The following is a 24,445-nucleotide window of genomic DNA, read 5'->3' as shown; positions in this document are numbered from 1 at the left end:
TATACTTTACTGTGTTGTGATATCAATTAACGACCAAACTAAATCAATTAACTTAAATTTCTATTTATTATGACATTATCATCTGCGCAATTACGTAAACCAGTATATTGGTGGGTTATTGGTTATGCGGCAATTTGGATCTTAGTGAGTTATCTTTTTGACCCTACTGTGCCTTATGATGCCGTAGAGGCTGTCAATTGGGGCACTAATGGAGGGTGGGGTTCCCCTAAAAATCCTTGGTTTGTTGGCTTTATAATGACACCAGCTATTTACGGTAGTATCGATTTTAGCTTTTATTGGTATTTTATCCACTTTATTGTCATTGCTGTTGGGTTATTAGGGGTTTGGAACTTAGCTTATAAGTTGACACAAAATACTAATTTAGCTTGGTTTGCTATGTTGGCGCTTAATTTATCTGGCGTTATCAACTTTGATATTATCCCTTATAACGATAATTATATTCTAGTTGGTTGTTGGGCATGGGCGTTCTATTTTTTCCTTTGTGCTATTAATGACAATCAAAAATATTGGATTGGTTTTGCGATTACGATGGGTATTGCCACAATGGGGAAATATTCATCATTAGCTTTTATTGGTTCTGTATTTTTATCAAGCCTTTTTGTACCTAAAGTTCGAGCAAGTTATTGTTCACCTTATTTCTATTTAGCATTGGCTATTTGGTTTGCTTTTGTTATTCCCAACTTTATTTGGTTATGGCAAACCGATTTTGCCGCTTTTAAGTGGGTCGATTCACAAATCGAAAACCGTTTTAATTTACGTACCACTCGTGCTGCACTCACTGTTTTTTACCCTGTGATTTTAATGTGGGGGATTTTACGTTTTTATGGTGGACGTGTAAGTTGGTCTGCTTCTAAAGATAGCCAATTACTCAATTTTATTTTTCTGTTTCCATTAACGATTATTTTTATTTGGTTTAGTTTTCATGAAGGGGGGCGTATCAGCGAGTGGCTACAACCCTTTATGTCGATTGCGACTGCGCTTTTTGTCGGCTCAATTAGTGTTATGCCCACACGTTCATTACGCGGTGCACTGTATGGTTTAGGTGTTTTCGGAATGTTGGTTGTTTCTGGTTATACCGTCGTTCAAGCCGCTAATGTGCGTAATGCAGGTCAAAAATTTATTGGTGTAAAAACCTTTGTGCAAGATGTTGAGCAAGCTTGGTATCAGCATTATCACACACCACTTGTGTATGTGGGTGGCGAGTATATGCATGAATGGATAACTTTTTATGGCAAAGATAGACCATTATCTTCACAGCCTTGGATATTAGAAGCAAATGTGCAGCCTCCTAATATTTATAATCGACATATTACACTTCAACAATTAGAAGAAAAAGGTGTCGTATTGATCAGTAAAGTCGGCTATTACTGTGAGAAAGCACATTTTGATGAAGGCTTAAAGCACTGGCCGAGTTTAAAAATAGCCGATACTCAAGAGATAATGTTTCGCGCTGAGCCCGATGCCATTGCCGAGCCAGTTTGTATTGCTTTTGTGCCGCCAAAAATACATAAGGATAAGTAGAGATGCGTTACGCTGATATTCAGGTTGAAACAGAAAGATTAAGATTGCGTCCTTTTGAAATGGGGGATGCTGAAGATTGGTTTAAGATCATGAGTTCAGCTGAAGTGACGCGTTATTGGAGCCATCTCCCTTGGCAATCACTGCAAGAAGCGCAAGAAGATATTATTCAAGATATCACGCATATGGAAAGAAAAGAGTATCTGCGCTTAGCGGTGATAGATAAAGCAACAAATGCACTGATGGGTATGTGTGTTTTCTTTAATCATTACCCAAATTCACGACGTGGTGAAATTGGGTATTGTCTTGATACCGCTTATCAAGGTAAAGGTGTTATGAAAGAAGCGATGGTGGCGTTTATTGCGTATCTTCAAACACATCTATCTGTTCGCCGTTTAGAAGCGGATATCCACCCTGATAATAAAGCATCAGCTGCATTGTTAGCAAAATTAGGTTTTGAGCAAGAAGGGTATCTAAAACAACGTTGGATAGTCGGTGATGAAGTCTCTGATTCTATTGTTTTTGGTTTGTTGTTACCCATAAAAGCAGAGTAATTGCAGAAAATAGAAAGGCACAAGTGGCATATAACACTTGTGCTTTTAGCTACTTAGCCAAAAAAGAGGCCTGATTTTTTAAGCTTAAAGCTTGGTTTACTGCAAAAATATCACCATGAACTTCTGGAATACCAAACGATTTTAACCGAGCGCTGTGTTTCTCTAAATAAGCTTGAGCATTTTCTTTTGAATCAAAAAGATAAATCCCACCCGCTTTTTGGGCTTCTTTATTTTCAGTCCAAATTTTCCAAATAAAACCAGGTTCTTGGTTGATTGATGCAGATAATGCATCCATAGCTTGTGTCATTTCATCATCGAAAGGACCATGATAAGGAAAATCTACTTGTAGAAGTACGTGCATAATCACCTCTTTTCTTATAAAAAACGGCACGTTATTGGTGCCGTTTTGTCTGTATCATGATGATCTTAATTTATTGAATATTAGAATAAAGAATTCAAATCAATCACATGAGTATCAATCAGCAATATTTTTAAAATAAATAGCAGTGAAACAATCACAACACATAGATTAATTTCTTTCCAGCGGAAAGTACCCACTTTCATAACACAATAAGCAATAAAGCCTAGTGCGATACCTTCGGTAATTGAGAAGCTAAATGGCATCATAACTGCGGTGATAAAAGCAGGAACGGATTCTGTTAAATCATCCCATTTAACGCGTGTAAGGCTGGATGTCATTAATACACCCACATAAATCAGTGCCCCTGCTGTTGCATAGCTTGGCACCATACCTGCTAGTGGTGACAAGAAGATAGCGAGTAAGAAAAGAATACCCACAACAACGGCAGTTAAACCTGTACGACCACCGACAGAAACCCCGGAAGTACTTTCGATAAAGGCTGTTACAGAAGATGTTCCCATTGCAGAGCCTGCAACAGAACTTAAGCTATCGACATATAACGCTTGTTTCATTCGTGGAAACTTGCCTTTGTCATCAGTTAAACCTGCTTTATCAGTAACACCAATTAATGTGCCTGAAGAGTCAAATAGGTTAACCAACATAAAAGCAAAGATCACGCCAGAAAGACCGATATCTAAGGCACCCATAATATCAACTTTACCAACAACGGTTGTGATAGAAGGAGGAACAGCGAAGATACCTTGATATTGAACATCACCTAAAAGAAGACCAATTACAGTGGTGATAACAATTGAGATAAGAATTGCGGCATGAATATTACGAGCAGCAAGAATAGCGATAATAAAAAAGCCTAATGCACCTAATAATACGTTATGAGAAGCAAAATTACCGATAGTAACGATGGTATCGTTGTTAGGAATAATAATACCGGAGTTTTTTAAGCCCATCATGGCGATAAAAAGACCGATACCACTAGTAATACCAACACGTAAACTCAGTGGAATATGGGCAATTATCCAGTAGCGTATACGAAAGAGAGTCAGTAAAAATAGCCCTACAGCACCCCAAAAAATCGCACCCATAGCGACTTCCCATGAGTAACCCATAGCACCAACGACTACGAAGGCAAAGAATGCGTTTAAGCCCATCGCAGGAGCAACAGCAATAGGTAAATTTGCCACTAATCCCATTAAAATACTGCCGAAAGCTGCAATTAAACAGGTCGTCACGAAGACGGCTTTGATATCCATATTGGCAGCAGCAAGAATTTGAGGGTTAACGAAGATAATATAAACCATCGTTAAGAAAGTCGTGATACCCGCAATCAGTTCGGTGCGAGCGTTTGTGCCGTGTTCTTGTAGCTTAAACAGGCGTTGGAGCAAACCCTGTGATCCAGAATTTGGTGATGACATGCTCATAGACAAAAGATCCCAAAAAAAATGTTTTTCGCTTTATCCTACACAAATAAAACAATGACTGCACCTAAAAAAAGTAATCGATTGCGTGGGGCGCTACAGTGAAGGCATCAAAAATAGATGGAGATATTTAATAAACTAAGTTTAGTTTAGTGCTAATAATTGTATGACGTCAAAATGGCACATTTTATTTGCTTTGTTAAAACTTGATTATATTATCTTGCTTGAAAAGTGAGCTGTTTTGAAGTTTTACTAGTTTTATAAATAACAGCTATTAAATAAGTTTTAATAAAGAGGTGGAGAAATTATGCCTACTTTATCAAATGAAAGGATCACGACATGTATTAGTCCCGAAATGAAAATTTTGTTAGAAAAGGCGTTATCATTATCAGGTTATACGAGTTTAAATGGTTTTATTGTACAAGCCGCTATTGCTGAAGCTAAACGGCTAATCGAGCAAGATATGCGTATTAAACTTTGTCAGAAAGACGCTTTAGATTCTATTAATGCATTAGAAAAACCAATCGAAATAAATAATCGCTTCCTTCGTGCCGCGCGCAAGCATAAGGAAAAAATTCTCGATGAAAATAAGTTCTCTGAATAAAAAAATACATGATAGAACATCTTTTGATTGTGGCGATAAAACACCTAATAACTACTTGAAAGTAATATTCAATCAACATCATAAAAAAGATTTAGCACGTATTTTTGTATTAACAAGTGAAATCGAACCTACAAAATTAAAGGATCTATTTTATTAATTGATGCTGTAAGAAAAGCAATAAATTCATCAGGTAATATTCCAATACCTATGATTATCGTAGGTGCAAAGCATGATATTGCAAAAAATCTGTATCAAGGATTAGGTTTTTTCTTCATTTAGCCAAAATGCATATCGTTTATTTATGACTATGGCGAATGCTAAAGCGGTAATAAGTCTAGTTGATAATGAATAAATTAATTATAAAGAGACTAGCTTATTTTATTAAAACAATAAGTTAGTCTCTTTTGTTTATCCCATTTCTTTCTTAACAAATGATTGTTGTTTAAACGGCAACACCATTTGCCAAAAAGGGCGTTTCTCTTTTTGTATTGAGAATAATTTAGCCACTCTATTGGCAATAATTTCCAATGAAAAACAGAGAATAAAATAGATAAAAGCAACGAATAGAAAAACTTCCATTGGATAAACCATACTACGGTTATTAACTTGGGTCGCCAAGAAAGAAAGTTCACCCACACCCACTACATAAGCTAGAGAAGTATCTTTAATCAAGGCTATCCACTGATTAATAAACGAAGGTACCATCATGCGTAATGCTTGTGGTAATACGATATACCACAACACTTGCCAGCGATTAAAACCTAACGATAATCCTGCTTGCCATTGCCCTTTTCCAATCGCCAAAATACCTGCTTTAACGCCATGCGCAATATAAGACGATGTAATTAAAGCTAACGCACAAATTACCGTGGTGATTTCAGGTATTTCCATCCCTAATACAACAGGCAATAAAAAATAGACCCAAAATATCAACATAATGACGGGAATTGCACGGAAAAAACCTAAAAAAGCCGCAAAAAGGTTAACCCAGCCCCCCCTAAGCATAGCCAAAGCAATGCCACCTAATGTACCCAAAATAATTGATGCAATACCTGCAATGATACTGATAAAGATGGTCAGTGTTGCACCTTCTAAAGGTCCGTCAGGATAAGCACCAAAGAGTAAGTACTGCCAGTTATCAGCAATAACAGTAAAGTCCATATTAATACCCTTGTGCTAGTTTACGTTGCTGATGCCATTGTCCCCAAGCTTCCATCAATGCGATTGCTGCAATATAGAGAACCGTTGCAACACCAAAGGCTTCAAAGGTGCGTAAAGACTCTGTTTCGACTTGTCTTGATGCGTAAGAAAGCTCCGCAACACCAATAGCCATAGTCAGTGATGAGTTTTTTATCACATTCATGTATTGGCCCAATAAAGGGGGCAGAGCAATACGAAAGGCTTGGGGTAAAATCACATAACGCATAGATTGCCATTGCGTTAGACCTAATGCTAAAGAGGCATACTTTTGCCCTTGTTTAACACCTTGAATTCCGGCTCTTAGCTCTTCGGCAATAAATGGCGTTGAGTAAAATGTCAGACCCACAATGCCCGCTAAAAACTCAAAAGAAGGCCAAGAAAGCGTTACACCTAAAAATGCAATCTCATGAGGGGTGTTTAACCATATCATGGCGCTTTGTGGCAAAATTTCGCCTGATGCGAAATACCAAAAGAATAACTGTACTAACAGCGGAGTGTTACGAAACAGTGAAGTATAAGCCGTGGCTAACCAGCGTAATGGTGCAAAAGCGCTATCTCTTGCAGCACTAAGGGCAAAGCTCATTAATGTTGCAATGACAATAGTCCAAAAAGAGATAAGCAAGGTGATTAGAAAACCACTCCAGAGCCAACTTAAATAGTGTGGCTCAAGAAGGTAATGTGAAAGAAATTGCTCAAACATATAATAGGCCTATTGTAGACACCAAACCCCGCAAAGGCGGGGTAGGTGTTTTAATAAAGGAATAACTTTGTTTTGATGAAAGAAGAAAGTTATTACACTTTAAAGATCAAGATTGTGGTGTTTGCTCTGATAGTGGGGCAAATTTAAAATCACCACGAGGTTGAGCCGATTTTGTTTCAGGGCCAAACCAACGATTGTAGATCTCGTCTGCTTTACCTTCTTTTTCCAATCTTAATAGGGTGTTATTGATTTCGTTAATTAAACGCTCTTCACCTTTAGCTGCTGCAACTGCTTGATATTCACGGGTGATGCTAAATGATGACACTTCAAAATCGGCTTTAATGGCATCAGGAAGATTTGCTAATAAACCCACTAATTTCGCATCGTCTTGTGTGATGGCTTGTACGTTACCGTTACGTAATGCAGCGAAGGCCAGTGGTGTATCGTCATAAGAGATAACTTTGGTGTCAGGATAGCGTTCACGTAATGTGATTTCTTGAACGGTACCTTTATCAGCCCCAATACGCAGTGAGTGAATTTGTTCTGGGTTGGTTAAAACCCCTTTACGTGCAATAAATTTTTGTCCAGTTGCAAAGTAAGGAACAGAGAAATCGACTTGTTTAGCTCGTTCATCGGTAATGGTGAAATTTGCAGCGATTAAATCAACTTTTTTAGAGCTTAAAAGTGGAATACGGTTTGCTGGGTTTGTTGGACGCAGTTCCAGTTTTACATCTAGATCTTTGGCGATCTCATTGGCGATATCTGCATCATAACCTGCGAGTTTTTTAGTTTGAGGATCAATAAACCCAAACGGAGGATTACTGTCAAAAATCGCGATACGTACTACACCTGCTTTTTTTATATCATCGAGCTTATCTGCTTTTGCAATACCAGAGAAAAGTACAGAGCTTGCAATTAATGCGGTTGCCAAGACACGTAATTTCATTATTCACCCCAAAGAAAAGAATTATCATCGTTATGTTGGATATCACGCTATCAAGTTGATCTAAGTTCATAAAATAATAAAAATTGATATGGATATGCTTTTAAGGAATAAGGTGAGAAAAAGTGTTGAGCTAGAATGGTATTAATTTATGAGTGAATAAAAAAACAGCGACATAAGCGTCGCTGTTTTGAAGAGAAGGAAAAGAGAGAAAAGTTTATTTAGAAGCGTTGCTGTCGTCACTTTTTGTTAGCATTTTTTCTACTTGGTCGCCCCCTAAATGGCGGAAATCATGACCTTTTACATAATAGAAAATAAACTCACAAATGTTCTGACAACGGTCGCCGATACGTTCAATTGAACGCGCACAAAATAGTGCTGTTAGTACACTAGGAATGGTGCGAGGATCTTCCATCATATAAGTCATTAATTGACGGACGATACCTTCATATTCGTTATCAATTTTAGCGTCTTCACGGTAGATGCGCACAGCTTCATCCAAGTCCATACGCGCAAACGCATCAAGAACATCGTGAAGCATTTGTATAGCGTGTTGACCTAAAGATTCTAAGCTCACGAGCAGTGGTTGATGCTGGTGTGAAAACTTTTCAAGTGCGGTTTTACAGATTTTTTCAGCAACATCACCAATTCGTTCTAGCTCAGCGATCGTTTTTGATATCGCCATAATTAAACGTAAGTCACTCGCTGTTGGCTGGCGTTTAGCAATAATTCGCATACACGCATCATCAATAGCGACTTCCATCATATTGACGTTATGGTCACCTTGAATAACTTCGTTTGCCAATGCTTGGTCTTGATTATGCATTGCCATAACAGCTTTTTTCAGTTGCTCTTCAACAAGCCCACCCATAACCATCAGCTCAGTACGGATATGCTCTAACTCAGCATTAAATTGACCAGAAATATGCTTATTGTGATTTAAATTATCCATTTATTGCCTCGTTATCAGCCATAACGCCCAGTGATGTAATCTTCAGTTTGTTTTTTCGCAGGACGCGTAAATAACGTATCCGTATCGCTAAATTCAATTAACTCACCTAAATACATAAATGCAGTGTAATCAGAACAACGTGCTGCTTGTTGCATGTTATGTGTCACGATAACTACGGTATATTCTGATTTGAGTTCGCTGATAAGTTCTTCAATACGACCTGTTGAAATTGGATCAAGTGCCGAACAAGGCTCATCAAGCAATAACACTTCAGGGCGAATAGCGATACCGCGTGCAATACATAAACGCTGTTGCTGACCGCCAGATAGACTATATCCACTTTGATGTAATTTATCTTTGGTTTCGTTCCATAATGCGGCTTTAGTCAAAGCCCACTGCACACGTTCGTCCATATCAGCGCGAGATAACTTTTCGAATAAACGTACACCAAAAGCGATATTGTCATAAATTGACATCGGGAAAGGGGTTGGTTTTTGGAACACCATACCGACTTTGGCACGTAATAGCGCGATATCTTGCTTATCAGTCAAGATATTGTTGCCATCTAACAAAATTTCACCTTCTGCACGTTGTTCGCCATAAAGCTCATACATTTTATTAAAAGTACGCAGTAAGGTGGATTTACCACAGCCAGAAGGTCCGATAAAGGCGGTCACCTTATTTTTGGCAATATCTAAAGAGATATTTTTCAGCGCATGGAATTTACCGTAATAGAAGTTCAAATCACGAACTTGGATTTTATTTCCTGCGTTATCATTAGCCATAATCATTTAACGTTCTCTCTTGCTTAACTTACTGCGGTTAACCGTGCTTGCGTTTAGCAAATAGCACGCGCGCGATAATATTGATAAATAGAACACAGAGGGTGATAAGTAATACGCCAGCCCAGGCAAGCTCTTGCCATTCTGCGAAAGGACTCATGGCGAACTTAAAGATAGTCACTGGTAAGTTAGCTATCGGTTCGTTTAAGTCTGTGCTCCAGAATTGATTTGATAGTGAAGTAAATAACAGTGGTGCTGTTTCACCTGCAATACGTGCAATCGCTAATAAAACACCGGTAATAATGCCTGATACCGAGGCTTTTAAGGTGATTTTAGAGATCATCTTCCACTTTGGTGTACCTAGTGCGTAAGCAGCTTCACGTAAGCTATCAGGTACTAACTTCAACATATTTTCAGTAGTACGAATAACGATAGGAATTTGCAGTAACGCTAATGCGATAATTCCTGCCCATCCTGAAAAATGCTGCATCTGTGCGACAACAATGGTGTAGACAAAGAGCCCGACAACAATGGATGGTGCTGACAGCAATATATCGTTAATAAAACGTGTGGTTTCAGCAAGCCATGAACGACGACCATATTCAGCAAGATAAATCCCTGCAAGAATACCAAGTGGTGTTCCAATCACCGTTGCCCATAAAATCAATAATCCACTACCGACAATGGCGTTAGCTAATCCACCACCTTCCGTATTAGGTGGCGGAGTCATCTCTGTGAAAAGGGCTAATGACATACCATCAAAGCCTTTGGTGAAGGTGGAGAATAAAATCCACGTTAACCAAAAAAGACCAAATGCCATGGTTGAGACAGACAAAAACAGTGCGATACGGTTTTTTTGACGACGCCAAAGTTGGCGTTTATGGCGTACACGCAGTTCGCTTTCGGTTTGAACCTGTAATGAAGAAGAGGATATTTTAGACATATCAGCGTGCCCCTTCATTTTTTGATAAACGTAATGTCATAAACTTAGAAATCGCAAGGACGATAAAGGTGATGACAAACAGGATAAGCCCTAATTCCATTAATGCAGCGGTGTGTAATCCTGTCTCTGCTTCAGCAAATTCGTTCGCTAATGCTGAGGTGATACTGTTACCCGGCATAAACAGCGAGGCGGAGTCTAACTGGTAGGTATTACCGATGATAAAGGTTACTGCCATAGTTTCACCTAAGGCGCGTCCTAATCCCAACATCACACCACCGATAACGCCATTTCGGGTATAAGGTAGAACGATATTCCAAATCACTTCCCATGTTGTACAGCCAATGCCGTAGGCAGACTCTTTCATCATAACAGGCGTTTGTTCAAACACATCACGCATAACAGAAGCGATATAAGGAATAATCATGATAGCGAGGATCACACCCGCCGCTAAGATACCGATACCAAAAGCAGGGCCAGAGAAAAGCTCACCAACGATAGGAATGGAAGAAAGCACATTGCCTACGGGTTCTTGGAAATAGGTTGCAAAAAGCGGCGCGAAGACAAACAGCCCCCACATACCATAAACAATACTAGGAATAGCTGCGAGTAACTCAATAGCAATACCTAACGGGCGTTTTAACCAGTTAGGGGCTAATTCAGTTAAGAAAAGAGCGATACCAAAACTGACAGGAACGGCAATAACCAGCGCGATGATTGACGTTACAATGGTGCCGTAAATAGGCACTAATGCACCGAATTCCTGCGCAGGAGGATCCCATTCTTTTGTCCATAAGAACGAAAAGCCAAATTGTTGAATACTTGGCCATGAAGCGAAAATCAGTGAAACAATGATACCTGTTAAAAGTAAAAGTGTAATCAACGCAGCTGTACGAACCAGTGCGCTGAAAATAACGTCCCCTCGTTTACTAGGGGCCTTTATTACCGTTGTATGCTCGGCCATAAAGCCTCTTTTAATTTATTACCCCCTGTTTAGCAGGGGGTGAACGTTAACTTATCTCTTAATGGTTACCGGTTTTATTAGTAAATCGGTTTACCATTACTGTCTTTAATGCTTGTTTTCCATGCGGCACGAATTTGTTCTACAACTTCGACAGGTAATACGGCGTAATCTAGATTTTTCGCTTCTTGATTACCTTTGTCGTAAGCCCAGTTGAAGAAATTCAGTACTTCTTTACCTTTTTCTGCATTTTGCTGTTTTTGATGCACTAAGATAAAGGTAGTTGAAGTAATCGGCCATGCATTTTCACCTTTCTGGTTAGTTAGGTCTTGTGCAAAGCTTTTGCTCCAATCAATTTTTCTTGCTGCGGCACTAAAGCTATCTGCTGTTGGTGCAATTACTTCGCCGTCAGCGGTGACTAATTTAGTATAAGCAAGGTTGTTTTGTTTCGCATAAGCATATTCAACATAACCAATTGAACCCGGTACACGTTGAACGAATGCAGCGATACCATCATTACCTTTTCCACCTAAGCCTGTCGGCCACTTAACAGTCGAGCCAGCGCCGACTTTATCTTTCCATGCGCTATTTACTTTTGATAAGTAGCTAGTGAAAACGAAAGATGTTCCTGAACCATCAGCACGGCGAATAACCGCGATATTCTGGTCTGGTAATTTTACGCCCGGATTGAGTTTGCTAATGGCAGGATCATTCCATTTTTGGATCTTACCTAGATAGATATTACCGATAGTATCGCCGTCTAAGGTCAGTTCACCTGATTTGATACCAGGAATATTGACTGCCATAACAACGCCACCAATTACGGTAGGAAATTGGAATAAACCATCAGCTTGTAATTTTTCGTCTGTTAATGGTGCATCAGAAGCACCAAAATCAACAGTATTTGCATTGATTTGTTTAACACCACCAGAGGATCCAATGCCTTGGTAGTTAATTTTGTTACCCGTTTCTTTCTGATAGGAATCTGCCCATTTAGCATAAACTGGGGCAGGGAACGTTGCGCCAGCACCAGTCAGCGAGGTCGTTGCCTGTGCAGAAAGAGCGGTCATTGAAAACGCAGCGGCAATGACACTAGTCAGGGTGGTACGCATCAGTTTCATAATCCCTCCTGTGGGATAGGTAGAATAATTTTCGACATCTATCAACTTCGGTTACGGTACGCACAGACAATAGGTCAGTTTGATGACAATTAAATGTCTTAATTGTGACAGTTTTATGACAAAGCAAAAAAATGATGAAATATTTATAGGAGGAGAGAAATTAGAATGGCAATGGCGTAATAAAAAAGCACTTCAATACTTGAAATAGAGAGGATTAATCATCCTCATCTTCACGTTCTTTTAATGGGAAATTCGCTCGAATCAATAATCCACCTTTAATGCTATCATCAAGCTCAACATAACCACCATGAGCATCCATAATACGCCGAATAATGGATAAACCTAAACCCGCACCTGTTGAGCTACGCGCTTGTTCACCTTGAACAAAAGGTTGGAAAAGACGTTGTCTATCTTCTTGTGGGATACCGGGGCCATCATCTTCAACTTGGAACCAAGCATATTCTTCATTTTTTCCACTTGAAACGCTTATCCAGCCATTGCCATAGCGAGTGGCATTCACAACCATATTGGCAAGTGCTCGTTTTACAGCAATGGGGTTAGCTGTGATATTAATGGGCTCAGGATGAAGATGTTCTTCGCTGATTTTTCCCGAATTAGATTCGGCTGAAATGACTTCTTGTAATAAGTTATTCATATTACATAGTTCTAAAGACATCTCTTTACCTGTGCGCATATAGTCTAAGAATTGCCCAATAATGGCATCACAATCTTCAATATCTTTATTGATAGAGTCTGCGAGGTAGCTATCTTCGGGACTCATCATTTCAGTTGCCAGACGAATTCGAGTCAATGGCGTACGCAAATCATGGCTGACACCTGCCATAACGAGTGTTCTATCATTATCTAATGAGCGAATTCCTGATGACATCTGGTTAAAGGCACGAATAATTGAGCGCATTTCAGAAGAGCCAGATTCAGGAATAGGAGGAGGAATAACCCCTTTTCCAATGCGGCGAGCTGCATATTCCACTTCATTTAGTGGGCGATTTTGAAAACGACTATAGAGCCAGAAAAAAGCGACAACGATAATAATAAAAATAATCGCTTGTCGATAAACAGGGAGTAAGAAATTTTGCCCTAACTCAGTCAACGGAACACGTATCCAAAGCGAGGGAGACATATGCGTATTGACCCATAAAACTGGGTATTCCAGTGTATTCTCGATCCAAATTTCGGTTTTTCCCCCCAGATATTCAGCCATCTGCTCACTTAACTCATCATCTATTTTTGCCCAATAAAGCCCTTCTTCAAGTGCTGCTTTTTTATCAAAGAAAGAAATGCCTAATTCGTTATAGATTTTATTGCGTAAAGCAGGGGAAATTTTTAGCGGGGTGCCATCAACGAGGATTAATTCTTCAGGCATCAAAGTGCGTATTTCATACGCTAATACTTTATTAAATTGCTGAAGGCTTGGCCCAACAATAAGGTGCTGTACAACGATATAACTGGCTATCAAGCTAAAAAAAAGTAGCGAGATAACCAGAAATAACGAACGTGTCAGTTTATTGTGAGGGGAAAGCCTCAGCCTTCTCATTGAGCGCTGGTTCCATCAGGAACAAAGACGTAACCAAGACCCCAAACCGTTTGAATGTAACGAGGGTGTGTTGGATCTTCTTCAATCATGCGACGTAAACGAGAGATTTGAACGTCAATTGAACGTTCCATAGCACTGTATTCGCGTCCACGAGCAAGGCTCATTAATTTGTCACGAGAAAGTGGTTCACGAGGGTGCGATACCAGCACTTTCAATACAGCAAATTCACCACTAGTCAGAGGCATATGCTCTTCTTCGTGGAACATTTCGCGTGTACCAAGGTTCAGCTTGAACTTACCAAAAGAGATAATGGCGTTATCTTGTGAAGGTGCGCCCGGTAATTCATTTGCTTGGCGACGAAGAACGGCGCGAATACGTGCCAGTAGTTCTCTTGGGTTAAATGGTTTTGAGATGTAATCATCAGCACCAATTTCAAGCCCAACAATTCTATCAACCTCTTCCCCTTTCGCAGTTACCATAATAATAGGGATAGGGTTATTTTGGCTTCTTAAGCGACGGCAAATAGATAGGCCATCTTCACCTGGAAGCATTAAATCGAGCACAATAAGATGGATAGATTCGCGAGTGAGCAGACGATCCATCTGATCGGCGTTTGCAGCAGTACGGATTTGAAAACCCTGCTCTGTCAAATAGCGCTCTAAGAGTGAACGCAGACGTAAATCATCATCCACGATTAGCACTTTATAACTTTCTTGCATTTTTTTAAGCTCCCGAAGTGCAAATGCTTTTATTAGCGAATTCTATCATCGATAAGAATATTAAACCAAAACCAAAGAATAAATGTTAATAATTTATAGATAAAACTTGTTCATTGACTTTAGGGAAGGACATAAAACTATTTATTTGTCTTATTCCGAATGATATTTGATAGATAATACGCAGTAATTAACTTCACCACCTGGTGTTTGCACACTGATTTCATCATCAACTTGTTTACCAATAAGCGCTCTGGCAACAGGGGAATCAATAGAAATCCACTGTTTTGCTGGATCAAACTCATCGGGACCCACAAGCCTAAAGGTTTTGACGTTATCGTCATCATCTTCAAGTGTGACCCAAGCACCAAAATAGATTTTTCCTTCTTGGCGAGGATCAGGATCAACGATTTTTAATTCATCAAGGCGTTTTGATAAAAAACGAACACGTCTATCAATTTCACGTAATCGCTTCTTTCCATAAATATATTCAGCATTTTCTGAACGGTCACCTTGTGCTGCTGCTTCTGAAACCGATTGTGTAACACGCGGTCGCTCTTCTTTCCAAAGATATTTTAGCTCTTTGTCTAAGGCATACCAGCCATCACGAGTAATATAGTTACTTTTTGCCATTACGAATAAAAATTATCATCAACATTGAATTTCATAAAGGTACTATAGCGTGAATGTTAAAATAATCTGTTAATTTCCTCATAATTGTCGAGCTAGATGGGAAATTTGCCAAATTTTTTTAGTGCTCTGCGTGTATAATAGCCATCTTTTTTAACTATTCCTCTCGGTAGGTAAATATTTTATGAATGAATCATTAAGCCGAATTATTGCAGATGAGCTCTCGGTTAAGCCCCAGCAAGTCCTTTCGGCCATAACGTTACTGGATGAAGGGAATACGGTGCCATTTGTTGCCCGTTATCGTAAAGAGGTCACAGGCGGATTAGACGATACGCAATTACGTCAATTAGAAACTCGCCTCGGTTACCTACGGGAACTCAACGATCGCCGCCAAACAATTTTAAAATCAATTGAAGAACAAGGAAAGCTGACGCCCGAATTGCACTCTTCAATTAATGAAACTCAAAGTAAAACAGAGCTCGAAGATCTCTATCTTCCTTATAAGCCTAAGCGCCGTACTCGTGGTCAGATTGCGATTGAAAATGGATTAGAACCCTTAGCGGATTTACTGTGGAATGAACCACAAAATAATCCAGAAGAAGTGGCAACCGCTTATATCAACACAGAAAAAGGTGTTGTTGATACGAAGGCTGCTTTAGATGGTGCGCGTTACATTTTAATGGAGCGTTTTTCAGAAGATGCTGGATTATTGGCAAAAGTTCGTCAATATTTATGGAAGAATGCGCATCTTGTTGCCAAAGTGATTGAAGGAAAAGAAGCCGAAGGAGCGAAATTTAGTGATTATTTTGATCATCATGAGCCTATCGCGAATGTTCCTTCTCACCGCGCATTAGCTATGTTTCGTGGTCGAAATGAAGGGATCCTTCAATTATCACTCAATCCAGATCCACAATTTGAAGAAGCGCCTAAAGAGAGCTACGGTGAACAACTGGTCACGGAACATTTAGGATTACGTTTAAATAATCAACCTGCTGATAGCTGGCGTAAAGCTGTTGTTAGTTGGACTTGGCGCATTAAAGTTTTAATGCATATTGAAACAGAATTGATGAGCCAATTACGAGAAAAAGCGGAAGAAGAAGCGATTAATGTTTTTGCTCGTAATCTTAATGATCTACTGATGGCGGCTCCTGCTGGTATGCGTGCCACAATGGGGCTTGATCCTGGTTTACGCACCGGTGTTAAAGTTGCGGTTGTTGATAGCACTGGTAAATTAATTGCCACAGATACCATTTATCCACATACAGGGCAAGCTGATAAAGCGTCGGCAAGTGTAGCTGCGTTATGTATTAAGCATAATGTTGAACTGGTGGCGATTGGTAATGGTACAGCATCTCGTGAAACAGAGCGCTTTTTCGCTGAAACAGTAAAACGTTACCCAGAAGTTAAAGCGCAGAAAGTGATTGTCAGTGAAGCAGGTGCATCGGTGTATTCAGCATCAGAGCTTGCGGCCAATGAATTCCCTGATTTGGATGTTTCTATCCGTGGTGCGGTTTCTATCGCGCGCCGCTTACAAGATCCGTTGGCTGAACTTGTGAAAATTGATCCTAAATCGATTGGGGTTGGCCAATATCAGCACGATGTTAGTCAAACATTATTAGCGAGAAAACTTGATACAGTCGTTGAAGACTGTGTGAATGGTGTTGGTGTTGATTTAAATACAGCATCAGTGCCGTTATTAACGCGTGTTGCTGGGCTTAGCCAATCTATTGCTCAAAATATTATTAGCTGGCGTGATGAAAACGGTCGTTTTGTTGATAGAAAACAGCTGCTTAAAGTGGCACGCTTAGGGCCGAAAGCCTTTGAGCAATGCGCCGGTTTCTTACGTATTCGTGATGGTAAAAATCCGCTAGATGCCTCAACGGTTCACCCTGAAGCATACCCAGTAGTTGAAAATATCCTGCAATCTACACATCAAAAAATTGATGATTTGATGGGCAATAGCGCCCTAATTTCACAAGTAGATGCTAGAGCATTTATTACAGAGCAATTTGGTTTACCAACAATTAATGACATCTTAAAAGAGTTAGCAAAACCAGGGCGTGACCCTCGTCCAGAGTTTAAAACTGCAACCTTTGCTGAAGGTGTTGAAACAATGAATGATTTAGTCAGTGGCATGATCCTTGAAGGAACTGTGACTAACGTGACTAATTTCGGTGCATTCGTTGATATTGGTGTACATCAAGATGGCTTGGTTCATATCTCTTCTTTAGCCGACCGATTTATTGAAGATCCGCATACTGTGGTGAAAACGGGCGATATTGTTAAAGTTAAAGTTCTAGAGGTTGATTTAGCTCGTAAGCGCATTGCACTGACTATGCGTTTAGATGAAGTCGCAGGTGATAGTGATAAAAAACAATCATCATCAAATAACACGAATTCATCTAGAAACAACAAAGGACAGAAACCAGCTCGTAATAGCCGCCAGCCAATAAATAATGGTAATAATGCGGGAAATAGTGCAATGGGTGACGCTTTAGCTGCGGCATTTGGAAAAAAACGCTAAGAGCGTATTTATTGCTACCGTATTCGTCGGTAAAAAGAGTGAAAATAATGAGCGTGATGTAACCAATATTGGTTATATCACGTTTTTTATTACACGTTATTTAGATGTTTTTTTAGATAAAGATATTTATAAAAACTAATTAAATAGCAGCGTCATACAAATTCTTTTTCATTTTTTTATAAGTTCAATTTTAAACTGACTTAAGGGATATTGATAAAATAATAGGTAAAGCATTCTCTATTTTATCTCTATATTTATTTGTTATTATTTTTATCGCCCATCTTCTATTCTCCCCGTCGCTGATTGCCTTTATATTATAAATAAGAGCTGATTTATCTTTTAACCTTATTATTACTGAGGTTTATAAGTGTGGGCTTTATGAGCTAAAACTGAAAATTATTATTTCCGTTTATATCAACTCTACTTCAATTAATAGAATGAATATCTATAGGTTTATTTCACCTTTATTGGGTTATTAATATGAATTTAAATAAATTATCACTTGGTTTGATTTTGGTTTCTACATCATTACTTGCAGGGTGTGCATCAGAATCTTCACGTTCTTTAGAAGTTGCTAAAGTTGCAACCTATAACACAACTTATACAGGCACTAAGAGCGCTATTTCTATTGGTAAATTTGATAACCGTTCTAGTTATATGAATGGAATATTCTCTGATGGAGTTGATAGATTAGGAAATCAATCCAAAACGATTTTAATGACGCACTTACAGCAAACAGGGCGTTTTAATGTATTAGATAGAGCTAACTTATCTGAATTAAAAGAAGAAGCTGGCATTAAAGGACAAAGCCAACAGTTAAAAGGTGCAACATATGTTATCACAGGCGATGTCACTGAATTTGGCCGTAAAGAAGTTGGTGATCGTCAATTATTCGGTATTTTAGGCCGGGGTAAAACACAAGTTGCTTATGCCAAAGTGAACTTAAACGTTGTGAATGTGAATACCTCAGAAGTGGTGTTCTCATCTCAAGGTGCGGGCGAATACGAGCTTTCTAATCGTGAAATCATTGGGTTTGGTGGAACAGCAAGCTATGACTCAACACTTAACGGTAAAGTGCTTGATTTAGCTATTCGTGAAGCGGTTAATAACTTAGTTGCAGGTATTGAAAGCAATGCTTGGCAGCCTTCAAAATAGTGCACATTTTATAAGGATATAACGATGTCTAAATCATTAATAAGCCTTGTTTTGGGGGCATTATTGCTGACGGGCTGTGCAAGTGGCCCTAAACCACTTTATAACTGGGATAGTTATCAACAAGTGGTGTATCAGTACTATCAACAAAGTGAAAGTGATCCTCAAGCACAAATCGATGCATTAAAGAAAAGCATTGAGCTTTCTCGTGCCAAATCATTAGGTATTCCTCCGGGATTACATGCACATTTAGGTATGTTATACGGTGCAACGGGTGCGTTAGATTTAGCTATGGCTGAATTTAGCGAAGAGAAAGCACTTTACCCAGAATCAGCGGAATTTATGGATCGCCTGATGAAAAATAAAGGAATGCAAAAATGAGTCGCTTATTCACTTTAATTTGTTTGGCTTTTGCTCTGGTATTAACGGGTTGTACCCAGCCTGTTAAAACAGATTACTCCGCATTTAAACAGAGTAAACCAAAAAGCATTTTAGTCTTGGTGCCTCAAAACCATACAACAGAAGTTGGAGCTGGACACAGTTTCTTATCTCAAGTGACATATCCATTGGCGGAAGCAGGATATTACGTGTTCCCTGTTGCTGTTGTTGAAGAGACATTTAAGCAAAATGGCTTATCCATGGCAGGAGATATTCATGCAGTAAGTCCTAATAAATTACGTGAAATCTTTGGTGCTGATGCTGTTTTATACTTAGATATCACAGAATTTGGAACGTCATATCAAATTATTTCTAGTGATACGAGAGTTACTGTTGCTGCTAAGCTTGTTGATCTTCGTAATGGTGGTGTGCTGTGGAGCAGCTCTGCAACGGCATCAAGTACAGAAACAGAAGGCTCATCGGGTAGTTTAGTCGGGATGCTGGTTTCAGCGGTTGTGAATCAAATCGTGAATACAGTATCAGATAAAAGCTATCAAATTGCAGGTATAACCAGTATCCGTTTACTTTCTGCTGGAAATGCGAATGGCATTTTGTATGGCCCTCGTTCTCCTAATTATGGTAAAGAAGCAGAATAAATAAATGCTATAAAATAAGTATAATAAAGAGAAAGGTTCTGCTTATTAACTTTAGAATAAGTAGAGCCTTATTTTATTTATAAGTAATAAATAATAATTATTCTTATTTGATGCTAGGTAATACTACATATATTTATTGTAAGATAAGCGTGAAATAGAAGAGTGAATAAAAGAGATGAATTGTTATTGAAGAGATAAACCATCCTTGGTTGCTAGTCCGTTTCCTTCCGTGGTTAATAATCCATAATTCGGGTATATAAAAGAGACTGATTAAATAAGAGAAACGTCAATTAGAATAAGATAAGGTATGGGGGATGCTATCTTTCCTTGTAATATAGCGACCTTTATTCTTTAAATGAGCCTCAAATTTAAATCAAAACACGACTTAGTTGGATATTAATCAATGTTTGTCTCTAGGATATGTAATATTATAATTTAGGTAAAGATATAATTGTTACTATTATTATAATCATCGAATTAAGAGGGAATAAAAGAATAATAAAACTAATATAACGAGATATTTAATTAATTTAAATCGTATTTTGAGTAATATATCGTTTTAAACTCGGTGTGAAAGTTTTCTTCTGATATTTCACGATGAATTGAAATTACTAACGTATTGAATAAACTTAATTTATTCATGAATATCTTTAATGGATAAGATTATTTTTACATAATGTGATTTACATCACGTCGTATATTTGAGTGTTATCGCCTATCAATAAGAAGAAAGGGATTTATACGATACCCCTTTCGATCATATTCAGTTCCCGATTTATTGGTTACACTATTCTTTCAGATATTCATAATGTCTGTTTGCTGGTATGAAATATCAGCTGTTCACTTTTGGAAGGTAGAGGCATGTCAGAACAAACAATTATTTGGGATCTTGACCTGATCCATAAGTATAACTATTCAGGTCCTCGCTATACATCATACCCAACAGCATTAGAGTTTAATCAGCAATATGGCGATGATGATTTTATCAAAGCGACTCAACGTTATCTTGAGCGCCCTTTATCGCTTTATATTCATATCCCTTTCTGCCATAAGCTGTGTTATTTCTGCGGCTGTAATAAAATTATTACGCGGCATAAACATAAGGCAGATGAATATCTTGATGTTTTAGAAAAAGAAATTATTAACAGGGCTTGTTATTTTAAAGACAGAAAAGTGACTCAGATGCATTGGGGTGGGGGTACACCTACTTTTCTGGATAAGCAGCAAATTAGCCGATTGGTTTCGCTATTACGTCACCATTTTTATTTTGTTGATAATGCAGAACTCTCTATTGAAATCGATCCCCGTGAAATTGAGCTAGATGTTATCGACCATCTGCGTCATGAAGGATTTAATCGCCTAAGTATGGGCGTACAAGATTTCAATAAAGAAGTACAACAAAAAGTCAATCGAGAGCAAGATGAAGCGTTTATTTTTGCATTGGTAGAGCGTGCGCGTGAAGTGGGTTTTCACTCCACCAGCATTGACTTAATTTATGGTTTACCTAAGCAAACCAAAGAGAGTTTTGCCTTTACATTAAAACGCGTTATTGAATTATCACCTGATAGATTGAGTGTTTTCAATTATGCACACTTACCTAATTTATTCGCTGCTCAGCGTAAAATTAAAGATGAAGACCTCCCTTTAGCTGAAGAAAAATTAGAAATATTACAAGAAACAATTTCTACGCTGACAACAAACGGCTATCAGTTTATTGGTATGGATCACTTTGCTAAACCTGATGACGAATTAGCAGTTGCTCAGCGCAAAGGTATTTTACATCGTAATTTCCAAGGCTATACCACTCATGAAGAGTGTGACTTATTAGGTATGGGAGTTTCTGCAATAAGTATGTTAGGCGATAACTATGCGCAAAATGAAAAAGTATTGAAAGAATATTATGCGCGTGTAAATAGTGAAGGGAATGCACTATGGCGTGGTTTATCTCTGACTAATGATGATTGTATTCGTCGAGATGTAATTAAAACCTTAATTTGTAATTTTAGTCTGCGTTTTTCTGATATTGAAAAAATGCACAATATTGTCTTCCATGACTATTTTAAAGAAGATTTAGAATTACTTGTGCCAATGAAGGATGATGGTTTAGTTGAAATAACAGCAGATGGTATTCAAGTTACACCACGAGGACGTTTGCTTATTCGTAATATCTGTATGTGTTTTGATACCTATTTACGAAATCAAATGCGCCAACGTCAATTCTCGCGTGTTATTTAATCGATGAAGGGGATAGAGGATCAATATTCCTCTATCCCTAACTCTTTTAATTTGCGGGTTAATGTATTTCTACCCCAACCTAATAACCTTGCCGCATCTTGTTTATGCCCTTGTGTGTATGCCAAGGCACTAAGTAATAGCGTGCGTTCAAATTGAGGTAGGGCATCTGTTAAGATGTTTTTTTTCCCTTCCCCTAATGCTTCATCTGCCCATAATGAAAGATGTTGTGACCAATGTTGAGAAGAAGCAATTCGACTGATATTTTTAGCTTTCTCATCAGGTTGGCGAATTTCTTGTGGTAAATCTTGAGGCATAATCTCTTGGCTTGCCGTCATTACCGTTAACCAGCGACACACATTCTCTAATTGTCTGACGTTACCTGACCAGTTGTATTCCATCATTATTTGCAAACTTTGCTGATGAAGCGCTTTGGTTTCGACACCTAATTCTTTAGCTGTTTTTTGTAGAAAATAGCGCGCTAGACTGGGAATATCTTCGGTTCTATCGCGTAATGGAGGTAACTGAATGCGTATTACATTGAGTCGATGATAGAGATCTTCACGAAAATCGCCCGCTTGAACTCGTTTTTCTAAATCTTGATGTGTAGCGGCAATAATACGCACATCGACTTTTACAGGAGCATAACCACCGACTCGATAAAATTGCCCTTCAGCAAGGACCCGCAGTAAACGTGTTTGAATATCGAGAGGCATATCGCCAATTTCATCAAGAAACAGAGAGCCACCGTTCGCTTGTTCAAATCGGCCTTGACGTACTTGAGAGGCTCCTGTGAATGCGCCCTTTTCGTGACCAAAAAGCTCTGATTCAATCAAGTCTTTAGGAATGGCTGCCATATTTAAGGCAATAAAAGGAGAGGAAGCTCTTGGACTGTGGCGATGTAATGCATGTGCCACTAATTCTTTCCCTGTCCCTGATTCCCCATTAATCAGCACACTAATTGAAGAGCGAGAGAGCCGACCAATAATACGGTAAACTTCTTGCATTGCAGGTGCTTCGCCAATCATATCTGAAACTGATTGCAATGAAGTATCATTGGTATTTGGTTGTTTTTGCTCTCGATAATGAGTAATGGCCCGATCAATTAATGCTAACGTTTCGTCGATATCGAACGGCTTTGGTAAGTAATCAAATGCCCCTTGTTGATAGGCATTAACAGCAGCATCCAGATCAGAATGTGCCGTCATAATAATCACGGGCAGAGCTGGATATTGTTCTTTAATTATTTTTAGAAGAGATAAACCATCAATATCAGGCATGCGAATGTCTGATAACAATACATCAGGTATTTCTGCATTAAGTGCATTAAGTACATCATTCGCATGTTCAAAGGTTTTACATAACAGACCTTCACGTGAAATAGCGCGTTCAAGTACCCAGCGAATAGAGCTGTCATCATCAACAACCCATACATTTCCTTTTTGCATTGGTTATCTCCTACTTAATTGGTAAATAAATAGAAAATTCAGTATTTCCGGGCCAACTAGTAAATTCAATTTTACCTGCATGCTGATCCACTAAATTGCGTGCAATAGATAATCCCAACCCATTGCCACCTTCTCGACCACTAACCATGGGATAAAAAAGCGTATCTTGCAGATGAGGAGGAATACCATCACCGGTATCAATCACATCAATGCGAGCAACAAGGCGATGGCGTTCGCCATGAAGTGTGACTTGAAAAGCAGTACGGGTACGTAAAATAATCGTCCCTCCTGTTTTTTCAACGGCTTGTAACGCATTGCGTGTAATATTTAGGAGTACTTGTTCTATTTGGTCTGGGTAATGTGATAACTCAGGTAAGCTCGGATCGTAATCTTTTAGCAAGGTGACATTTTCAGGGCATTCGAGTGAAATAAGCTGAGCAACGCGCTCAACAACATGGTGAATGCTCTGATGTGTTTTTGTCCCTGGATGTTGAGGCCCGAGTAATCTGTCCACCAGCACACGTAGGCGATCAGCTTGTTCAATAATGACTTGCGTGTATTCCGTTAAGGCAGGATCAGGTAAGGATTTTGCCAGCAACTGAGCCGCGCCTCGTAATCCTCCTAACGGATTTTTAATTTCATGTGCCAGCCCCCTAACCAATTCCCTAGCAGCCATTTGCTGGGCTTGTTGGATCTGCTCTTGGCTTAACCGGCGTTGACTATCCATAGGCGCCAGTTCCAGCAAAATATGTTGCTCGGAAATAGGTTGGGCACTGAGCGACATTGTGTGTGATTGGTTATTAATAACCAATATCACTTCATTGTCGGTAAAGCTTTGTCCATTCGCTAACGTTTCACGCATTAAATCAGCGTCAAAAGAGTAATAGCTGAAAAGGGCAGTGAAAGGCGTTTCAAATAATTTTCGACGGCTTTGTGCTAAAACCTGTAACGCAGAATGATTTGCGTAGCAAATAATAAACTCTTTATTGATAACCAATACAGAGTGTATTAGTGAGTCTAAAATTAATGTGTTGTCAGGTAAGTCTGCCGTTTCCATATTG

At 38.9% G+C, this 24,445-nt stretch carries 23 protein-coding genes; 8 read left to right on the top strand and 15 right to left on the bottom strand.

From position 1 onward, the window contains the following. The first annotated feature begins 69 nt into the window (after window positions 1-69). Window positions 70-1,542, top strand: coding sequence for a glycosyltransferase family 39 protein (locus tag DK857_RS04030; RefSeq protein ID WP_109395062.1), 1,473 nt, complete (start codon window positions 70-72; stop codon window positions 1,540-1,542). A 2-nt stretch (window positions 1,543-1,544) separates the two neighbouring features. After that, window positions 1,545-2,093: a GNAT family N-acetyltransferase gene (locus DK857_RS04025; protein WP_109395061.1), complete on the top strand. Its 549-nt coding sequence runs from the start codon at window positions 1,545-1,547 to the stop codon at window positions 2,091-2,093. 49 nt (window positions 2,094-2,142) lie between these two features. Here DK857_RS04025 and DK857_RS04020 read toward each other — a convergent pair whose 3' ends face one another. Next, window positions 2,143-2,454, bottom strand: coding sequence for a monooxygenase (locus tag DK857_RS04020; RefSeq protein ID WP_109401602.1), 312 nt, complete (start codon window positions 2,452-2,454; stop codon window positions 2,143-2,145). An 80-nt stretch (window positions 2,455-2,534) separates the two neighbouring features. Then, window positions 2,535-3,893 (bottom strand): NCS2 family permease, encoded by a 1,359-nt coding sequence (locus DK857_RS04015; RefSeq protein ID WP_075671246.1) that lies wholly within the window; start codon window positions 3,891-3,893, stop codon window positions 2,535-2,537. Between the two features lie 304 nt (window positions 3,894-4,197). On the opposite strand from DK857_RS04015, the gene DK857_RS04010 reads away from it, so the two are divergent. Then, on the top strand, window positions 4,198-4,494 hold the full coding sequence (locus tag DK857_RS04010) for a type II toxin-antitoxin system TacA family antitoxin (RefSeq protein ID WP_109401601.1): 297 nt from the start codon (window positions 4,198-4,200) through the stop codon (window positions 4,492-4,494). A gap of 408 nt (window positions 4,495-4,902) precedes the next feature. Here DK857_RS04010 and DK857_RS04000 read toward each other — a convergent pair whose 3' ends face one another. The 11 genes from DK857_RS04000 to greB all read right to left on the bottom strand — a co-directional run bounded on the left by DK857_RS04000 (window position 4,903) and on the right by greB (window position 14,997). Further along, the gene (locus tag DK857_RS04000) at window positions 4,903-5,655 is read right to left on the bottom strand and encodes an amino acid ABC transporter permease (protein ID WP_109401600.1); all 753 of its coding nucleotides are present in this window, start codon (window positions 5,653-5,655) and stop codon (window positions 4,903-4,905) included. Window position 5,656: 1 nt separating this feature from the next. Continuing rightward, window positions 5,657-6,394, bottom strand: a complete 738-nt coding sequence (locus tag DK857_RS03995) for an amino acid ABC transporter permease (RefSeq protein ID WP_109395057.1) — start codon at window positions 6,392-6,394, stop codon at window positions 5,657-5,659. Window positions 6,395-6,500: 106 nt separating this feature from the next. Further along, window positions 6,501-7,340, bottom strand: coding sequence for an ABC transporter substrate-binding protein (locus tag DK857_RS03990; RefSeq protein WP_109401599.1), 840 nt, complete (start codon window positions 7,338-7,340; stop codon window positions 6,501-6,503). A gap of 214 nt (window positions 7,341-7,554) precedes the next feature. Continuing rightward, window positions 7,555-8,289 carry a phosphate signaling complex protein PhoU gene (gene phoU, locus DK857_RS03985; protein ID WP_109395055.1) on the bottom strand — a complete coding sequence of 245 codons (735 nt, stop codon included), beginning with the start codon at window positions 8,287-8,289 and terminating at the stop codon, window positions 7,555-7,557. A gap of 14 nt (window positions 8,290-8,303) precedes the next feature. After that, the gene (gene pstB, locus DK857_RS03980) at window positions 8,304-9,080 is read right to left on the bottom strand and encodes a phosphate ABC transporter ATP-binding protein PstB (RefSeq protein WP_006534565.1); all 777 of its coding nucleotides are present in this window, start codon (window positions 9,078-9,080) and stop codon (window positions 8,304-8,306) included. A 31-nt stretch (window positions 9,081-9,111) separates the two neighbouring features. After that, entirely contained in the window at window positions 9,112-10,014 is a 903-nt protein-coding gene (pstA, locus tag DK857_RS03975; protein WP_109395054.1) for a phosphate ABC transporter permease PstA, read from the bottom strand. 1 nt (window position 10,015) lies between these two features. Next, window positions 10,016-10,975, bottom strand: coding sequence for a phosphate ABC transporter permease PstC (gene pstC, locus DK857_RS03970; RefSeq protein ID WP_109395053.1), 960 nt, complete (start codon window positions 10,973-10,975; stop codon window positions 10,016-10,018). A 77-nt stretch (window positions 10,976-11,052) separates the two neighbouring features. Then, a complete protein-coding gene (gene pstS, locus DK857_RS03965; protein WP_109395052.1) occupies window positions 11,053-12,093 on the bottom strand; it encodes a phosphate ABC transporter substrate-binding protein PstS in 1,041 nt (346 codons plus the stop codon). A gap of 214 nt (window positions 12,094-12,307) precedes the next feature. Beyond that, window positions 12,308-13,648, bottom strand: a complete 1,341-nt coding sequence (gene envZ / locus DK857_RS03960; protein ID WP_109401598.1) for a two-component system sensor histidine kinase EnvZ — start codon at window positions 13,646-13,648, stop codon at window positions 12,308-12,310. Beyond that, on the bottom strand, window positions 13,645-14,367 hold the full coding sequence (gene ompR / locus DK857_RS03955) for an osmolarity response regulator transcription factor OmpR (protein WP_036933800.1): 723 nt from the start codon (window positions 14,365-14,367) through the stop codon (window positions 13,645-13,647). The genes envZ and ompR overlap by 4 nt, the downstream gene beginning before the upstream one ends. Before the next feature lie 150 nt (window positions 14,368-14,517). Beyond that, a complete protein-coding gene (gene greB / locus DK857_RS03950; protein WP_109401597.1) occupies window positions 14,518-14,997 on the bottom strand; it encodes a transcription elongation factor GreB in 480 nt (159 codons plus the stop codon). 181 nt (window positions 14,998-15,178) lie between these two features. Between greB and DK857_RS03945 the strand changes: the two genes are divergently transcribed. The 5 genes from DK857_RS03945 to hemN all read left to right on the top strand — a co-directional run bounded on the left by DK857_RS03945 (window position 15,179) and on the right by hemN (window position 21,939). Continuing rightward, window positions 15,179-17,518 (top strand): Tex family protein, encoded by a 2,340-nt coding sequence (locus DK857_RS03945; protein ID WP_109401596.1) that lies wholly within the window; start codon window positions 15,179-15,181, stop codon window positions 17,516-17,518. Between the two features lie 480 nt (window positions 17,519-17,998). After that, the gene (locus DK857_RS03940) at window positions 17,999-18,673 is read left to right on the top strand and encodes a CsgG/HfaB family protein (RefSeq protein WP_109395048.1); all 675 of its coding nucleotides are present in this window, start codon (window positions 17,999-18,001) and stop codon (window positions 18,671-18,673) included. Window positions 18,674-18,697: 24 nt separating this feature from the next. Next, complete coding sequence (locus tag DK857_RS03935) at window positions 18,698-19,051, top strand: DUF4810 domain-containing protein (protein WP_075671270.1); 354 nt, start codon at window positions 18,698-18,700, stop codon at window positions 19,049-19,051. Then, window positions 19,048-19,704: a DUF799 domain-containing protein gene (locus tag DK857_RS03930; RefSeq protein ID WP_109401595.1), complete on the top strand. Its 657-nt coding sequence runs from the start codon at window positions 19,048-19,050 to the stop codon at window positions 19,702-19,704. The genes DK857_RS03935 and DK857_RS03930 overlap by 4 nt, the downstream gene beginning before the upstream one ends. Before the next feature lie 861 nt (window positions 19,705-20,565). Next, window positions 20,566-21,939, top strand: coding sequence for an oxygen-independent coproporphyrinogen III oxidase (hemN, locus tag DK857_RS03925; RefSeq protein ID WP_109401594.1), 1,374 nt, complete (start codon window positions 20,566-20,568; stop codon window positions 21,937-21,939). 20 nt (window positions 21,940-21,959) lie between these two features. Here the strand turns inward: hemN and glnG are convergent, their stop codons facing one another. Continuing rightward, entirely contained in the window at window positions 21,960-23,384 is a 1,425-nt protein-coding gene (gene glnG, locus DK857_RS03920; RefSeq protein ID WP_109395046.1) for a nitrogen regulation protein NR(I), read from the bottom strand. A 10-nt stretch (window positions 23,385-23,394) separates the two neighbouring features. Continuing rightward, window positions 23,395-24,441, bottom strand: coding sequence for a nitrogen regulation protein NR(II) (gene glnL, locus DK857_RS03915; protein ID WP_109401593.1), 1,047 nt, complete (start codon window positions 24,439-24,441; stop codon window positions 23,395-23,397). Between the last annotated feature and the right edge of the window lie 4 nt (window positions 24,442-24,445).

It is taken from the genome of Proteus terrae, from assembly GCF_003144325.1.
GTDB lineage: Bacteria > Pseudomonadota > Gammaproteobacteria > Enterobacterales > Enterobacteriaceae > Proteus > Proteus terrae.
This window is presented reverse-complemented; position numbering and strand designations above follow the sequence as displayed.

What these genes read in the sequence shown, in the direction of transcription:
- pstA (WP_109395054.1), bottom strand. Translation starts at nt 10,014, where the DNA reads ATGTCTAAAATATCCTCTTCTTCATTACAGGTTCAAACCGAAAGCGAA.
- phoU (WP_109395055.1), bottom strand. Translation starts at nt 8,289, where the DNA reads ATGGATAATTTAAATCACAATAAGCATATTTCTGGTCAATTTAATGCT.
- pstC (WP_109395053.1), bottom strand. Translation starts at nt 10,975, where the DNA reads ATGGCCGAGCATACAACGGTAATAAAGGCCCCTAGTAAACGAGGGGAC.
- DK857_RS03995 (WP_109395057.1), bottom strand. Translation starts at nt 6,394, where the DNA reads ATGTTTGAGCAATTTCTTTCACATTACCTTCTTGAGCCACACTATTTA.
- pstB (WP_006534565.1), bottom strand. Translation starts at nt 9,080, where the DNA reads ATGATTATGGCTAATGATAACGCAGGAAATAAAATCCAAGTTCGTGAT.
- ompR (WP_036933800.1), bottom strand. Translation starts at nt 14,367, where the DNA reads ATGCAAGAAAGTTATAAAGTGCTAATCGTGGATGATGATTTACGTCTG.
- DK857_RS03945 (WP_109401596.1), top strand. Translation starts at nt 15,179, where the DNA reads ATGAATGAATCATTAAGCCGAATTATTGCAGATGAGCTCTCGGTTAAG.
- DK857_RS03930 (WP_109401595.1), top strand. Translation starts at nt 19,048, where the DNA reads ATGAGTCGCTTATTCACTTTAATTTGTTTGGCTTTTGCTCTGGTATTA.
- DK857_RS04015 (WP_075671246.1), bottom strand. Translation starts at nt 3,893, where the DNA reads ATGAGCATGTCATCACCAAATTCTGGATCACAGGGTTTGCTCCAACGC.
- DK857_RS04010 (WP_109401601.1), top strand. Translation starts at nt 4,198, where the DNA reads ATGCCTACTTTATCAAATGAAAGGATCACGACATGTATTAGTCCCGAA.
- glnL (WP_109401593.1), bottom strand. Translation starts at nt 24,441, where the DNA reads ATGGAAACGGCAGACTTACCTGACAACACATTAATTTTAGACTCACTA.
- DK857_RS03935 (WP_075671270.1), top strand. Translation starts at nt 18,698, where the DNA reads ATGTCTAAATCATTAATAAGCCTTGTTTTGGGGGCATTATTGCTGACG.
- glnG (WP_109395046.1), bottom strand. Translation starts at nt 23,384, where the DNA reads ATGCAAAAAGGAAATGTATGGGTTGTTGATGATGACAGCTCTATTCGC.
- DK857_RS04020 (WP_109401602.1), bottom strand. Translation starts at nt 2,454, where the DNA reads ATGCACGTACTTCTACAAGTAGATTTTCCTTATCATGGTCCTTTCGAT.
- DK857_RS04000 (WP_109401600.1), bottom strand. Translation starts at nt 5,655, where the DNA reads ATGGACTTTACTGTTATTGCTGATAACTGGCAGTACTTACTCTTTGGT.
- envZ (WP_109401598.1), bottom strand. Translation starts at nt 13,648, where the DNA reads ATGAGAAGGCTGAGGCTTTCCCCTCACAATAAACTGACACGTTCGTTA.
- DK857_RS04030 (WP_109395062.1), top strand. Translation starts at nt 70, where the DNA reads ATGACATTATCATCTGCGCAATTACGTAAACCAGTATATTGGTGGGTT.
- DK857_RS03940 (WP_109395048.1), top strand. Translation starts at nt 17,999, where the DNA reads ATGAATTTAAATAAATTATCACTTGGTTTGATTTTGGTTTCTACATCA.
- DK857_RS03990 (WP_109401599.1), bottom strand. Translation starts at nt 7,340, where the DNA reads ATGAAATTACGTGTCTTGGCAACCGCATTAATTGCAAGCTCTGTACTT.
- DK857_RS04025 (WP_109395061.1), top strand. Translation starts at nt 1,545, where the DNA reads ATGCGTTACGCTGATATTCAGGTTGAAACAGAAAGATTAAGATTGCGT.
- pstS (WP_109395052.1), bottom strand. Translation starts at nt 12,093, where the DNA reads ATGAAACTGATGCGTACCACCCTGACTAGTGTCATTGCCGCTGCGTTT.
- greB (WP_109401597.1), bottom strand. Translation starts at nt 14,997, where the DNA reads ATGGCAAAAAGTAACTATATTACTCGTGATGGCTGGTATGCCTTAGAC.
- hemN (WP_109401594.1), top strand. Translation starts at nt 20,566, where the DNA reads ATGTCAGAACAAACAATTATTTGGGATCTTGACCTGATCCATAAGTAT.